Source organism: Streptomyces sp. NPDC048258, assembly GCF_043201995.1.
GTDB lineage: Bacteria > Actinomycetota > Actinomycetes > Streptomycetales > Streptomycetaceae > Streptomyces.
Window position 1 is genome coordinate 18,622 of sequence record NZ_JBICZH010000011.1, and the last position, 14,712, is coordinate 33,333.

The 14,712-nt window shown below is 73.1% G+C and carries 8 protein-coding genes and 3 pseudogenes; 5 read left to right on the forward strand and 6 right to left on the reverse strand.

Annotation, left to right across the window (positions count from 1 at the left end; all coding sequences use genetic code 11):
- The 4 genes and pseudogenes from ACGFYQ_RS24365 to ACGFYQ_RS24380 form a co-directional block, all read right to left on the reverse strand.
- Positions 1-937 (reverse strand): annotated as a pseudogene (locus ACGFYQ_RS24365) (hypothetical protein); the annotation flags it as partial.
- A complete protein-coding gene (locus ACGFYQ_RS24370) occupies positions 934-2,085 on the reverse strand; it encodes an ADP-ribosylglycohydrolase family protein (protein ID WP_393747197.1) in 1,152 nt (383 codons plus the stop codon). The pseudogene ACGFYQ_RS24365 and the gene ACGFYQ_RS24370, both read right to left, overlap by 4 nt.
- A 7-nt stretch (positions 2,086-2,092) precedes the next feature.
- Positions 2,093-3,202: an ADP-ribosylglycohydrolase family protein gene (locus tag ACGFYQ_RS24375; protein ID WP_393747629.1), complete on the reverse strand. Its 1,110-nt coding sequence runs from the start codon at positions 3,200-3,202 to the stop codon at positions 2,093-2,095.
- 1,049 nt (positions 3,203-4,251) lie between these two features.
- The gene (locus ACGFYQ_RS24380; protein ID WP_393747199.1) at positions 4,252-5,238 is read right to left on the reverse strand and encodes an ADP-ribosylglycohydrolase family protein; all 987 of its coding nucleotides are present in this window, start codon (positions 5,236-5,238) and stop codon (positions 4,252-4,254) included.
- Positions 5,239-5,483: 245 nt separating this feature from the next.
- On the opposite strand from ACGFYQ_RS24380, the gene ACGFYQ_RS24385 reads away from it, so the two are divergent.
- The 3 genes from ACGFYQ_RS24385 (at position 5,484) to ACGFYQ_RS24395 (ending at position 12,595) form a co-directional block, all read left to right on the forward strand.
- Positions 5,484-6,215, forward strand: a complete 732-nt coding sequence (locus tag ACGFYQ_RS24385) for a VIT1/CCC1 transporter family protein (RefSeq protein WP_393747201.1) — start codon at positions 5,484-5,486, stop codon at positions 6,213-6,215.
- 328 nt (positions 6,216-6,543) lie between these two features.
- Positions 6,544-11,142 (forward strand): glutamate synthase large subunit, encoded by a 4,599-nt coding sequence (gene gltB, locus ACGFYQ_RS24390; RefSeq protein ID WP_393747203.1) that lies wholly within the window; start codon positions 6,544-6,546, stop codon positions 11,140-11,142.
- On the forward strand, positions 11,135-12,595 hold the full coding sequence (locus ACGFYQ_RS24395) for a glutamate synthase subunit beta (protein ID WP_393747206.1): 1,461 nt from the start codon (positions 11,135-11,137) through the stop codon (positions 12,593-12,595). The genes gltB and ACGFYQ_RS24395 overlap by 8 nt, the downstream gene beginning before the upstream one ends.
- A 157-nt stretch (positions 12,596-12,752) precedes the next feature.
- On the opposite strand, the pseudogene ACGFYQ_RS24400 reads toward ACGFYQ_RS24395, so the two are convergent.
- Positions 12,753-12,935 (reverse strand): annotated as a pseudogene (locus ACGFYQ_RS24400) (UTRA domain-containing protein); the annotation flags it as partial.
- A gap of 106 nt (positions 12,936-13,041) precedes the next feature.
- Between ACGFYQ_RS24400 and ACGFYQ_RS24405 the strand changes: the two are divergent.
- Together ACGFYQ_RS24405 and ACGFYQ_RS24410 are read left to right on the forward strand one after the other, a co-directional pair.
- On the forward strand, positions 13,042-13,590 hold the full coding sequence (locus ACGFYQ_RS24405) for a hypothetical protein (protein ID WP_393747208.1): 549 nt from the start codon (positions 13,042-13,044) through the stop codon (positions 13,588-13,590).
- Positions 13,591-13,630: 40 nt separating this feature from the next.
- The gene (locus ACGFYQ_RS24410) at positions 13,631-14,071 is read left to right on the forward strand and encodes a GNAT family N-acetyltransferase (protein ID WP_393747210.1); all 441 of its coding nucleotides are present in this window, start codon (positions 13,631-13,633) and stop codon (positions 14,069-14,071) included.
- On the opposite strand, the pseudogene ACGFYQ_RS24415 reads toward ACGFYQ_RS24410, so the two are convergent.
- Positions 14,026-14,634: pseudogene (locus tag ACGFYQ_RS24415) on the reverse strand (GlxA family transcriptional regulator); the annotation flags it as partial. The gene ACGFYQ_RS24410 and the pseudogene ACGFYQ_RS24415 overlap by 46 nt on opposite strands.
- Positions 14,635-14,712: the final 78 nt, after the last annotated feature.

Below are 14,712 nucleotides of genomic sequence, written 5' to 3' on the forward strand. Positions count from 1 at the left end.
CGGCGTGGCCGGATCCGGGCTCGGGCTCGGGATCCCGATTCCGGTCCGCGTCCCGGCTGCCTGGGCACGCCTCTGCGGTGCGGTCCGGGTCGGCGGGCCGTGGTTCCGCCCGGCGGGCCGTGCGGTCGGGCGGCCGCTCCTCGGCGTGGCCGGATCCGGGCTCGGGCTCGGGATCCCGATTCCGGTCCGCGTCCCGGCTGCCTGGGCACGCCTCTGCGGTGCGGTCCGGGTCGGCGGCCCGTGGTTCCGCCGGGCGGGCCGTGCGGTCGGGCGGCCGCTCCTCGGCGTGGCCGGATCCGGCGCGGGTGGGTCCCGGCTCCGGGTGGTCCGGGTCGGGCGTACGGCTTGCCGGGGGCGGGGAGGCGTCGGGCCCGGGCCGGGATTCCCCCGGGGCCGGGGGCCAGGTGGCGCGGATGGCGTTCCAGGACTGTGGCTCGGTGGCGGCCGTCGGGGAGGGGAGGGCGGCGAGCTCGTCCATGAGCCGGCGGGCCAGGGCGCGCAGCGCCGGTGGTGCGGGCGCGGGGGAGGCGCCGGCCCGGGCCGGCGCCGGGTGGCCGCCCGCCGCCAGCCAGACCCGCAGGGCGGGCCCGGGATCCCGGCCGTCCTCGGCCGCCTGGCGGAACTCGTGCCCGACGAGGTCCTCGGGCTGCGCCCAGGTGAGCCGTAGGGGCTCGGCTGCCGCCGGCCCGCCACCGTCCGGCGGGGTCGGCGCTGGGTGGGCCAGCCCCCTTGCTGCCGTCTGGCGGCGCTGGTGCCTGGTGGGGGTCGGGGTGTCGGTGGTTGCGGGGGTGGTGGCTGGTTCCGGGCCGCCGTTGTTCGGCGGGGTCGGCGCCGGGCGGGCCGGGTTCTCCTCGGCCGCCCGGCGGCGTTCGGGGTTGGTGGGGCCCGGGTCGGCGGGGGGCACCGGGTCGGCCGGGTGGTCGGGCCGTGGGGTCATCGCGGGGTCGAGATCTGGGTGAAGGCCGCCTCGTGGGTGCGCCGGCGGGAGCGGTCCTGGGCGAAGACCTCGCGGGCCACGGCGGCCAGGGACACGGCCGGGGCGTGGAGGTCGAGGCGGCTGGCCTCGGCGACCTGTTTGGCCCAGGCGGCCGGGATCGCGGCTTCGCCGCCCAGGGCGCCGGCGATCGCACCCGCCATCGTGGCGATGGAGTCGCAGTCCCGGCCGTAGTTGACCGCTCCGAGCACGGAGGTCTCGTACCCCCCGTCCGCGATCAGCAGCATGCCGAGGGCGATCGGGAGTTCCTCGATGGAGTGGAGTCGGGACGGGCGGCGGGCGCCCAGGGACGGCTTGCGGTAGTCCGGACCCACCGAGTCGTACGGGGCCACCGCCGTGCGGAGGGGGGACAGCGCCGACTCGAAGTCCCGGTGGCGGCGGGCCACTTCGCAGACCGCCGAGACGGCCTCGCGCGTGCCGTCCTTCGCGAGGGACAGCGCGGTGTCCACCACCGAGGCGGCCGTGGCCCCGGGGACGCACGCGGCCGCCACCGCCGCCGCGAACACGCCCGCCGCCTCCCGCCCGTACGAGGACTGGTGCGCGCCGGCGACGTCCAGCGCCTCCGCGTACGCGCCCGCCGGGTTGCCCGCGTTGACGATGCCCACCGGCGCCATGTACATCGCCGCACCGCAGTTGACGATGTTGCCGCTGCCGGCCTCGCGCGGGTCGACGTGCGCGTAGTGCAGCCGGGTCACGATCCACTTCTCGGCGAGGAAGATCCGCTGCAGCGGGAGGGCTTCGGCCTCCAGCTCCGGGATCCACCGCGGGTTGGTCATCAGGTCCGGCACGAGGTGGTCCGCGACCGCGTACGCGTCCAGGTGGTCCCGTACCGTCTCGTAGACCCGTACCAGGGCGTGCGTCATGAGGGTGTCATCGGTGACGTGGCCATCTCCCTTGTGGTACGGGGCGATCGGGCGGGCCGTGCGCCAGTCCTCGTGCCACGGGCCGACGATGCCGTGCACCCGGCCGCCGTGCCGTTCCAGGATCTGGTCCGGGGTCCAGCCCTCCACCGGGCCGCCGAGCGCGTCGCCGACGGCGGCTCCGACGAGAGCGCCGCAGGCCCGGTCCTCCAGCGTGAGCGTGAGCGTCATGTCCGAATCATCCCTTGGGTGAGGTGAGTTCCGTGCGAGCGAGGAGCGCGGCGAGTTCCACGAGATCGGTGCCGGCGAGACGGGGGAGGGCGCAGCCGGACAGGGTGCGGCAGGCCTCCCGCCAGGCGGCGGGGATCGAGTCGCCGCCGCCGAGCGCGCCGGTGAGCGCGCCGGCGAGGGCGGGGGCGGAGTCCGCGACGCGGGACAGGCAGGCGGCGGCCGGGACGGCTTCGGCCGTCCGGCCGCGGGCGGCGGTCGCGAGGGCGAGCGCCACGGGGACGGTCTCGGCGGCGGCGATCCCGTAGCTGTAGACGTGGTCCACGATCTCGTGTTCGAGGGTGGGGACGATGGCGAAGGCGCCGCCGCCGTCGGTGTGGGTGCGGGCGAGCTTGACGGCGTGCCGGGCGTTGCGGCCGATCTCGGTGGCCTCGGGGAGCTGCGCGAGGGCGGCGTCGACGGCGGTGTCGACGTCCGCGCCGGCGAGGGCGGTCGCGACGGCGGCGGCCATGGCGCGGGCGCCGTGGACGCCGTCGCCGTCCTGGGTGTAGCGGGCGTCGAACTCGGCGAGGTCGGCTGCCGCGTGCGGGTCCCCGGGGTGGACGACGGCGAGGACGCAGGCGCGGACGCAGGCGGCGTCGTCGAAGTAGTGCGGGTTGTCGTGGCCGGTGGCGGGCGGGCGCAGGCCGGTGGCGAGGTTGCCGAGGCCGGCGCGGACGGAGATCCGGGCACGGAGGGGGAGGACGGCGGACTCGACCTCGGGCGCGCGTTCCGCTGCCGCGGCGACCTCGGAGGCCAGGGCGTTCCACGCGAGGTCGATGGCGGCGCGCATGCGGCGGGACCGGGAGAGGTCGCTGAGCAGGACGCCGGCGGCGGTGAGCACGGACTCGGCGACGAAGGCCGCCCATTCGGCGTCGTCGGAGGGGCCGAGGCGCAGGGGTTCGGGGGGCTGGTTGAGGGCGATGGGGACGGGGAGGGTGGTGGTGGCGTTCTGCTCGGCGAAGGTGTCGAGCTCGCGGGTGAGGCGGCGGGTCCACTCGGGCATCCGGCTGGCGCGGTGCCGGGCGGCGGGCCACCCGGCCGCGTCGCCTGCGGCGAGCCCGAGGAGCAGCCCTTCGATCCGGCGGGGCCCGTCCCCTGCGGGGGGCTGGGCGGTGGCGGTGCGGGCCTCTGCGGGGGGCCTGGCGGTGGTGGTGCGGGTCTCTGGGTGGGGCTGGGTGGTGGTGCGGGCCTCTGGGTGGGGCTGGGTGGTGGTACGGGTCTCTGGGTGGGGCTGGGCGGTGGCGGTACGGGTCTCTGGGTGGGGCTGGGTGGTGGTACGGGTCTCTGGGTGGGGCTGGGCGGTGGTGGTGCGGGCCTCTGCGGGGGGCCTGGCGGTGGTGGTGCGGGCCTCTGGGTGGGGCTGGGCAGTGGCGGCGCGGGCCTCTGGGTGGGGCTGGGCGGTGGTGGTGCGGGTCTCTGGGTGGGGCTGGGTGGTGGTGCGGGCCTCCGGGCGGGCGGTGTCGGCTCCGCCGGTCCGGGCCCTGGCGGGGGGTTCGGTGATCCTGACCCAGGTCCGCGGCTCCTGCCCGGCGGTCCGGGTCCCCCCGGCTGGGGCGGAGACTTCCCCCACCCCGCCCCTTCCCGAAACCGGGGGCACGCCCCCGGCCCCCCGGTCTCGCGTCGCCGTCTCCGCCGTCCCGGCGGAGACGGCTGGGACGCCCGGAGCCGGCGGACCCGGCGGGACGCCCGGACCCGGCGGACCCGGCGGGGCACCCGGAGCCAGTGGACCCGGCGGGGCACCCGGAGCCAGTGGACCCGGCGGGGCACCCGGAGCCGGCGAGGCACCCGGAGCCGGTGGGACGCCCGGACACGGCGGCTCGGCCGGACCTGGCGGGGCATCCGCGGGCCCCGGTGGGGTGGCCGGGTCGGCCAGCGCCGCCGGGCGTGCCGAGGCGGCCGGGGCGGCCGAGGCGGCCGGGGCGGCCGGGGCGGCCGGGGCGGCCGGGGCGGCCGGGGCGGCCGGGTCGGCCGGGTGTGCCGGGGCCGCCGGGTGTGCCGGGGCCGCCGGGCGGGCCGGGGTGGCCTCCGGCCCGGTTTGTGGTGGGGAGGGCGGCGTGGGGGGCGAGCCGGGGGGTGTCGGTGGGGGCGGCGGGGTGGGGTTCGGGTTCGGGGTGAAGGGGGGTGGGGTCATCGGGGGCCCTCGGATTCCGGGGTGAGGAGGTCCGCGATGTCCAGGACGTGGTAGCCCCGCATTGAGGGGAGGCAGCTGCCGCGGACCGGGCCGATGGCCGAGGACCAGGGCAAGGGGATGGCCCCCGCACCCGACATCGCGCCCGCCAGGGCACCCGCCACCGCCGCCGTGGTGTCCGCGTCGCGGCCCATGTTGACCGCGGTCAGGACCGAGGAGGGGAAGTCGCCCCGGCACGCCGCGAACGCGCCGAAGGCCAGGCCGACCGCCTCCGGCGCCAGGTCCGTCCAGGGATAGCCGCCGATGACCACCGCCGAGCGCACCGCCCGTTCTCCGCGCGGGGCGGCGGTGACGGCCCGGCGCAGGGAGCGGGCCGTCCAGGAGTCCGAGGGGATGACCGACAGGGCGGCGGAGATCACCGACGCGGGGCTGCCGCCCGCCATGGCCGCGGCCACGCCCGCCGCCACCGCCTGGCCGCCGTAGATGCCTTCGCCGTCGTGGCTGACGCAGCCGTCGATGGCGACGAGCCGCGCCGCCTCCGCCGGGCGGCCGGCGGCGAAGACCCCGAAGGGGGCCGCCCGCATCGCCAGGCCGTCCGACCACGCGTGCCGGTGCTGCGCCGAGATGGGGGCCGCCAGGCCCCGGCGGAGGTTTTCGAGGGTGCCGCGCTCCGAGAAGCCCGCGCCGCGGAACGGGCCCTCGTCCAGGTCGGCGATCCAGTGGTGCCAGGCCCGCTCCACGTGGGAGACGGTCAGCGCCGAGCCGTGCCGGGCCAGCAGCAGGCCCGAGAAGATCGCGTACTCCGTGTCGTCCGTGCCCGCCGGGTCCTCCGACACGAATCCCTCGATGCGGCCCCACTTCGCCCGGATCTCCGACGGCTTCATGTTCTCCGCGGGGGCGCCCAGCGCGTCGCCCACCGCGAGGCCCAGAAGAGCGCCCCTGGCCCGTTCGAGGAGGACCTGCGGATTGCATGCAATCAGCTCCATGGCGCGCCTCTCCACTTGATGGGACTCATATTGAGCCCTTGGGGGATTTGTGCCATGACATGAGGTTTGTCGCTCGCCGCGAAACACCCCGCGAACGCCCCCGTCACCCGGTCGCCGACGCCCAAAACCCCAGGTAAGTACGGCCTTCCTTGCTGGCGGGCAGCAGAAATCGTGCGTAGTTTCGAGGCGTTCAGGGGAGCGGGGTGTCTCGCGGCACCCGTTGGCACAAATGGGGAGATATCCGTATGTCCATCATCGACATCGAAGCACCGCTGCACACCGCCCACCGCGACAACCACACCCACCGCGACGTCAACGGTGGATGGCTGCGGCCGGCCGTCTTCGGTGCCATGGACGGGCTCGTCTCCAACCTCGCGCTCATGACCGGTGTGGCCGGCGGCGCCGTCGCCCCGCACACCATCGTGATCACCGGCCTCGCGGGCCTCGCCGCCGGCGCCTTCTCGATGGCGGCCGGCGAGTACACCTCCGTCGCCTCGCAGCGCGAGCTGGTCCTCGCGGAACTGGATGTGGAACGCCAGCAGTTGCGCAAGCACCCGGTCGACGAGATGGAGGAGCTGGCCGAGCTCTACGTCTCCCGCGGCGTCGAGCCCGCGCTCGCCCGCGAGGTCGCCATGCAGCTGTCCCGCGACCCCGAGCAGGCGCTGGAGATACACGCCCGCGAGGAGCTCGGGATCGACCCCGACGACCTGCCTTCGCCGCTCGTCGCCGCCGTCTCGTCCTTCGGCTCGTTCGCGCTGGGCGCGCTGCTCCCCGTACTGCCGTACCTGCTCGGCGCCACGTCCCTGTGGCCGGCGGTGCTGCTGGCGCTGGCCGGGCTCTTCGCCTGCGGCGCGATCGTCTCCCGGGTCACGGCCCGGTCCTGGTGGTACAGCGGTCTGCGCCAGCTCGCGCTGGGTGGCGCGGCCGCCGGTGTGACGTACATCCTGGGAACCTGGATCGGCGGAGCCATAGGCTGACCGCGCAGGGAGTGAGACACTATGCGGAGCGCAACATAAGTAGTCCGTTACTCGGCGGTTTCGATCCCGTGTCCGCCGGGCATCAGACCAGGGCGCCGGGCAATGATGCCCACCTCGCGTCGGGGCCTTCGTTCCCGTGAAACGTTGCGAAACGTTGTGAAACGTCCCCGAAGGTCCCCTCTTTTCTGCCTCGTGCGGTGTCCGCATGTTGGAACGGCATATCCACTTCGCGGGATTGTCGTCATCATGTAATCTGCACGAAATTTCGCAGAGGGCCAACGTCGTCCCTCGGCTATGCACATATGCCACGACGACGACGGGAGAGCCGATGCGTTCCGCATCCACGCACTCCGCGACCGGCCCCAGCACCACTGCCTGGTCGCCCATGGACGGTCGCCCCGCCCAGCAGGGCATGTACGACCCGCGCAACGAGAAGGACGCCTGCGGCGTCGGTTTCGTGGCGAACCTCACCGGCGAGGCGACCCACACACTCGTTGAGCAGGCGCTGACCGTATTGCGGAACCTTGAGCACCGCGGCGCGACCGGCTCCGAGCCGGACTCGGGCGACGGCGCCGGAATCCTGTCCCAGGTGCCCGACGCGTTCCTGCGCGAGGTGGCCGGTTTCGACCTGCCCGAGGCCGGCGCGTACGCCGTCGGCATCGCCTTCCTCCCCGCCGACGGCACCGCACAGGCCGTCGCCGTGGAGCAGATCGAGGCCATCGCCGCCCAGGAGAACCTCACGGTCCTCGGCTGGCGCGAGGTCCCGGTCACCCCGGACCTGCTCGGCAACGGCGCCCGCGCCACCATGCCGGCCTTCTCCCAGCTCTTCGTGAGCAACGGCAGCGCCGGCATCGAGCTGGACCGCAAGGCCTTCGTGCTGCGCAAGCGCGTCGAGCGCGAGGCCGGGGTCTACTTCCCGTCGCTCTCCGCCCGCACCATCGTCTACAAGGGCATGCTGACCACCGGCCAGCTGGAGCCCTTCTTCCCGGACCTCTCCGACCGTCGCTTCGCGTCGACGCTCGCCCTGGTCCACTCGCGGTTCTCGACGAACACCTTCCCGTCCTGGCCGCTCGCCCACCCGTACCGCTTCGTCGCGCACAACGGCGAGATCAACACGGTCAAGGGCAACCGCAACTGGATGAAGGCCCGCGAGTCCCAGCTGGCCTCCGGCGTCTTCGGCGACGGCGCGCTGGACCGGATCTTCCCGATCTGCACCCCGGACGCCTCCGACTCGGCCTCCTTCGACGAGGTCCTGGAGCTCCTCCACCTCGGCGGCCGGTCGCTGCCGCACAGCGTGCTGATGATGATCCCGGAGGCGTGGGAGAACCACACCTCCATGGACCCGGCCCGCCGCGCGTTCTACCAGTACCACTCCACGATGATGGAGCCCTGGGACGGCCCGGCCTGCGTCACCTTCACCGACGGCACCCAGGTCGGCGCGGTCCTCGACCGCAACGGTCTGCGCCCCGGCCGCTACTGGGTCACCGACGACGGCCTCGTCGTCCTCGGCTCCGAGGTCGGCGTGCTCGACATCGACCCGGCCAAGGTCGTCCGCAAGGGCCGCCTCCAGCCCGGCAAGATGTTCCTCGTCGACACCGCCCAGAAGCGCATCATCGAGGACGACGAGATCAAGGCCGAGCTGGCCGGCGCCGCTCCGTACGCCGAATGGCTGGAGACCGGCGAGATCGAGCTGACGGACCTGCCCGAGCGTGAGCACATCGTGCACACCCACGCCTCGGTCACCCGCCGCCAGCAGACCTTCGGCTACACCGAGGAAGAGCTGCGCGTCATCCTCGCGCCGATGGCCCGTACCGGCGGCGAGCCGCTCGGCTCCATGGGTACGGACTCCCCGATCGCGGCCCTGTCCGAGCGCCCCCGGCTGCTCTTCGACTACTTCACCCAGCTGTTCGCGCAGGTCACCAACCCGCCGCTGGACGCCATCCGTGAGGAGCTCGTCACCTCGCTGCTGTCCTCGGTGGGCCCGCAGGGCAATCTGCTGGAGCCGACCGCCGCGTCCTGCCGCAGCGTCACCCTCCCCTTCCCGGTGATCGACAACGACGAGCTGGCCAAGCTCATCCACGTCAACGCCGACGGCGACATGCCGGGCATGAAGGCCGCCACCCTCTCGGGCCTCTACCGGGTCTCGGGCGGCGCCGAGGCGCTGGCCGCGCGGATCGCGGAGATCCGCACCGAGGCCGACGCGGCCATCGAGGCCGGCGCCCGCCTGATCGTCCTGTCGGACCGCCACTCGGACGCCGAGCACGCGCCGATCCCGTCGCTGCTGCTCACCTCCGCGGTGCACCACCACCTCATCGCCACCAAGCAGCGCACCCAGGTGGGCCTGCTCGTCGAGGCCGGTGACGTCCGCGAGGTCCACCACGTCGCGCTGCTCATCGGCTACGGCGCCGCCGCCGTGAACCCGTACCTCGCCATGGAGTCCGTCGAGGACCTGCTGCGCGCCGGAACGTTCCTGTCCGGCCTGGAGCCGGAGCAGGCCATCAAGAACCTGATCTACGCGCTCGGCAAGGGCGTCCTGAAGGTCATGTCCAAGATGGGCATCTCCACCGTCGCCTCCTACCGCGGCGCCCAGGTCTTCGAGGCCGTCGGCCTGAACGACGAGTTCGTCGAGACCTACTTCAACGGCACCGCCACCAAGATCGGCGGCGCCGGCCTGGACGTCATCGCCAAGGAGGTGGCCGCGCGCCACGCCAAGGCGTACCCGGCCTCCGGCATCGCGGCCACCCACCGCGCGCTGGAGATCGGCGGCGAGTACCAGTGGCGCCGCGAGGGCGAGCCGCACCTGTTCGACCCGGAGACGGTCTTCCGCCTCCAGCACGCCACCCGCAACCGCCGGTACGACATCTTCCGGCAGTACACGGACCGCGTGAACGAGCAGTCGGAGCGCCTGATGACGCTCCGCGGCCTGTTCGGCTTCAAGAGCGACCGCCCGTCGATCTCCATCGACGAGGTCGAGTCGGTCGCCGACATCGTCCAGCGCTTCTCCACCGGCGCCATGTCGTACGGCTCCATCTCCAAGGAGGCGCACGAGACCCTCGCCATCGCCATGAACCAGCTGGGCGGCAAGTCCAACACCGGTGAGGGCGGCGAGGACCCGGACCGCCTGTACGACCCGGCGCGCCGCTCCTCCATCAAGCAGGTCGCCTCCGGCCGCTTCGGTGTCACGAGCGAGTACCTGGTCAACGCGGACGACATCCAGATCAAGATGGCGCAGGGCGCCAAGCCCGGCGAGGGCGGCCAGCTGCCCGGCCACAAGGTCTACCCCTGGGTCGCCAAGACCCGGCACTCCACCCCGGGCGTCGGCCTGATCTCCCCGCCGCCGCACCACGACATCTACTCCATCGAGGACCTGGCTCAGCTGATCCACGACCTCAAGAACGCCAACCCGGCCGCGCGTATCCACGTGAAGCTGGTGTCGGAGGTCGGTGTCGGCACCGTCGCCGCGGGTGTCTCCAAGGCGCACGCGGACGTCGTCCTCATCTCCGGCCACGACGGCGGTACGGGCGCCTCCCCGCTCACCTCGCTGAAGCACGCGGGCGGTCCCTGGGAGCTCGGCCTCGCCGAGACCCAGCAGACCCTGCTGCTCAACGGGCTGCGCGACCGCATCGTGGTCCAGACCGACGGCCAGCTCAAGACCGGCCGCGACGTGGTCATCGCCGCGCTGCTCGGCGCCGAGGAGTTCGGTTTCGCGACCGCGCCGCTCGTCGTCTCCGGCTGCGTCATGATGCGCGTCTGCCACCTGGACACCTGCCCGGTCGGCATCGCCACGCAGAACCCGGTCCTGCGCGAGCGCTTCTCCGGCAAGCCCGAGTTCGTCGTCAACTTCTTCGAGTTCATCGCGGAGGAGGTGCGCGAGCTCCTCGCCGAGCTGGGCTTCCGCTCCATCGAGGAGGCCGTCGGCCACGCCGAGCTCCTCGACACCAGCAAGGCCGTCACGCACTGGAAGGCGCAGGGCCTCGACCTGGAGCCGCTCTTCTACGTGCCCGAGCTGCCCGAGGGCGCGGTCCGCCACGCCCTGATCGAGCAGGACCACGGGCTGGAGAAGGCCCTCGACAACGAGCTGATCGAGCTCGCGGCCGACGCGCTGAACGCCGACTCCGCCGAGAGCGCCCAGCCGGTCCGCGCACAGGTCGCGATCCGCAACATCAACCGGACCGTCGGCACCATGCTCGGCCACCAGGTCACCAAGAAGTTCGGTGGCGCGGGCCTGCCCGCCGACACCATCGACCTGACCTTCACCGGTTCGGCCGGCCAGTCCTTCGGCGCCTTCCTGCCGAGCGGCATCACGCTGCGCCTGGAGGGCGACGCCAACGACTACGTCGGCAAGGGCCTCTCCGGCGGCCGCGTGATCGTCCGTCCCGACCGGGGCGCCGACCACCTGGCCGAGTACTCGACCATCGCCGGCAACACCATCGGCTACGGCGCCACCGGCGGCGAGATGTTCCTGCGCGGCCGCACCGGCGAGCGCTTCTGCGTCCGCAACTCCGGCGCCCTGGTCGTCTCGGAGGGCGTGGGCGACCACGGCTGCGAGTACATGACCGGCGGTCACGCGGTCGTCCTGGGCGAGACGGGCCGCAACTTCGCGGCCGGCATGTCGGGCGGCGTCGCGTACGTCATCGACCTCGACCCGGACAACGTCAACGTCGGCAACGCCGGTGCCGTCGAGACCGTCCTGTCCGACACGGACAAGCAGTGGCTGCACGATGTGGTGCGCCGCCACGAGGAGGAGACCGGCTCGACCGTGGCCGCGAAGCTCCTGGCTGACTGGTCCGTCGCGGTGGACCGCTTCAGCAAGATCATCCCGACCACGTACAAGGCAGTGCTCGCCGCCAAGGACGCCGCTGAGCTGGCCGGACTCTCGGAGTCCGAGACCACCGAGAAGATGATGGAGGCGGCGACCAATGGCTGACCCGAAGGGCTTCCTCACCACCCCGCGCGAGACCGCCTGTTCCCGTCCCGTGGCCGACCGCCTGCAGGACTGGAACGAGGTCTACGTCAAGGGCTCGCTGCTCCCGATCATCAGCAAGCAGGCCGGCCGCTGCATGGACTGCGGCATCCCGTTCTGCCACAACGGGTGCCCGCTCGGGAACCTGATCCCGGAGTGGAACGACTTCGCGTACCGCGAGGACTGGACCGCGGCCTCGGAGCGCCTGCACGCGACGAACAACTTCCCGGAGTTCACCGGCCGCCTGTGCCCGGCTCCGTGCGAGTCGGCGTGCGTGCTGGGCATCAACCAGCCCGCCGTGACCATCAAGAACGTCGAAGTCTCGATCATCGACAAGGCCTGGGACAACGGCGACGTCACCCCGCAGCCGCCGGAGCGGCTGTCCGGCAAGACCGTCGCGGTCATCGGTTCGGGCCCGGCGGGCCTGGCCGCCGCCCAGCAGCTGACGCGGGCCGGCCACACGGTCGCCGTGTTCGAGCGCGCGGACCGCATCGGCGGTCTGCTGCGCTACGGCATCCCCGAGTTCAAGATGGAGAAGGTGCACATCAACCGCCGCATCGAGCAGATGCGGGCGGAGGGCACCAAGTTCCGTACGGGCGTGGAGATCGGCCGCGACCTGGACGCCGTACAGCTGCGCAAGCGGTACGACGCCGTCGTCATCGCGGCCGGCGCCACGGTGTCCCGCGACCTTCCGGTCCCGGGGCGCGAGCTGGGCGGCATCCACTTCGCGATGGAGTACCTGCCGCTCGCGAACAAGGTCCAGGAGGGCGACTTCATGGCGCCCCCCATCACGGCCGAGGGCAAGCACGTGGTCGTCATCGGCGGCGGCGACACCGGCGCGGACTGCGTCGGCACCGCCCACCGCCAGGGCGCGGCCTCGGTCACGCAGCTGGAGATCATGCCGAAGCCCGGCGAGGACCGTAACGCCAGCCAGCCGTGGCCCACGTTCCCCATGCTGTACAAGGTCACCTCGGCGCACGAGGAGGGCGGCGAGCGGGTCTACTCCGTCTCCACCACCCACTTCGAGGGCGACGAGGACGGCAACGTCCAGGCGCTGCACCTCGTCGAGGTGGAGTTCGTCGACGGCAAGCTCGTCCAGAAGCCCGGCACCGAGCGCGTCCTCCCGGCGCAGCTGGTCACCCTGGCGATGGGCTTCACGGGCACCGACCAGGCCAACGGTCTGGTGGACCAGTTCGGCCTGGAGCTGGACGGCCGCGGCAACATCGTCCGCGACTCCTCGTACGCGACCAACGTGGACGGCGTCTTCGTCGCCGGCGACGCGGGCCGCGGCCAGTCGCTCATCGTCTGGGCCATCGCGGAAGGCCGCTCGGCCGCCCGCGGCGTGGACCGCTTCCTGACGGGCACGAGCGCCCTCCCGTACCCGGTCAAGCCGACGGACCGCTCCCTGATGGTGTAACCCCGCGGTACCCCTCCCTCCGGGGAGGACCCACCGGCAGTACCCCTCCCCCCGGGAGGACCCCTCATACGGTCCGCACAATGACGTGCGGAACTCCGACACAGCGCCCGCCAAGTCTCCGACCAGGGATGGCGGGCGCTGTGGCGTGCGGGGGCGTCTACTCGGGGGTGAACTCGTACCGGAGCTCGTACAGGTGCCCGGCCTTCACCATGACGGTGACCTCGATGGGGCGTTCGTCTGCTCCGTACACGGTGCGCAGGGTCCGCAGGACCGGCAGGTCTCCGGGCAGCCGCAGTGCGGTGTACTGCTCTTGCGTCGCGACCCGGGCGGCGATCCGGTCGGCTCAGGTCGGCTTCAAGCTGGTGTACGGCTGAGCCGAGCGGTCGGCGTCACGGCGCCCGCCACGTCCCCGACCGGGGGTGGCGGGCGCAACTAGAGTCGGCTGCATGGAGTTTCAGGAGCGGTTCAGCGCGCGGGCCGTCGCGGCCGTGGGGAACGTGCCGGCGCCGGTGGCGGCGGAGGTGTACGCGCTGTCCTTCCTGGTCTGGAACGAGGGGGACGACCACCGGCGGCCCGTCGTGACCATCGGTTACAACACCGAGGCGCAGGTGAGGGAGAGCCTGGGGCGTGCCTCGGATGCGGGGGAGGCGCGGTGGAACTATGCCTTCTGGCTGCAGAACGAGCTCGATGTAGTGGCGGCGCCCAGGGAGTGGGTCGAGGAACTCGGGCTCTGGTACGAGGAGCCGGAGGACTGGCCGCAGGGCTGGGAGGAGGTCGCGCGGCCGGCCGGCGGGATCGAGTCCGCGCACGACGCGGTGTGCCGGCACGTCGCCCGGGAGATGCACGGGAGCGGCCTGATCGAGAAGGTCTTCGGCCGGCCGATTCCGGTGATCCTGCATGAGCTGGAGTACTTCGAGGCGGTCGCGCGACGGACGGAGCTCGCCAATCCGGCCGGGCTGGCCGACGAGTTCGCGCGGTGGGTGAGAGAAGGATGAGCTGAGCGGACACCGTCGAAGTGGCTGGGATGCTTCGGGCATGGACATGGAGGTCAGGGCCCCGCGGGACGGGGATGTCGAGGTGCTCGCCGAGTTGCGGGCCGATGTCATGCGGGCGGACCTGGAGCGGCTCGGTCGGTACGACGACCGGCGGGTGCGGCAGCGGCTGCGGGAATCGTTCTCCGTCGAGCATTCGTCCGTCCTCGTGGCCCGCGGGCAGGTGGTCGGGTGCTTCACCGTGCGGCCCGACGGGGACGGGTTGCTGCTGGAGCACTTCTACCTGGCGGCCGAGCACCAGGGGCGGGGGATCGGGTCCCGCGTGCTGCGCGGGGTGCTGGCGCGGGCCGACGCGCAGGGGATGACCGTACGGCTCAACGTGCTGCGGGGGAGCGCCGCGCGGGCGCTGTACGAGCGGTACGGGTTCGTGGTGGAGGCTCAGGACGCGGTGGACGTCTTCATGGCACGGGCGGCGGCGCGGTAGGCGCTCGGGGTGAGGCCCGTGCGGCGGTGGAGGTGGGTGCGCAGGGAGTCCGCCGTGCCGAGGCCGCTCTGGGCGGCCACCTGGTCCATGGGCAGGGTGCTGGTTTCGAGGATCTCGCGGGCGCGGTCCAGGCGTTGGTGCAGGAGCCACTGCAGGGGGCTGAGGCCCGTCTCGGACCGGAAGCGGCGGGTCAGGGTGCGGACGCTGGTGCCGGCATGGCGGGCCAGGTCGGCCAAGGTGGTCGGCTCGTGCAGCCGGGCCAGGGCCCAGGCCCGGGTCGCGGCGAGTGAGCTGCCGCGTTCGGGCGGGAGCGGGGTCTCGATGAACTGGGCCTGCCCGCCCGGCCGTACGAGGGCCGCCACCACCAGGCGGGCCGTGGCGTTCGCGACCGCCGCCCCGTAGTCGCGGCGCACCATGTGCAGGCACAGGTCGATGCCGGCCGACAGCCCGGCCGAGGTCAGCACCCCGTCGTCCTCGACGAACAGGACGTCGGGCCGTACGTCGACCCGCGGGAAGAGCCGGCGGAACTGCTCCGACACCGTCCAGAGCGTCGTCGCGCCCCGGAGAGATGCTGTAGATCACCGCCCCTGCTCGCAATTTCTCGCAAGTATTGACTCATAGTCAATACGGGGTCACCCTCG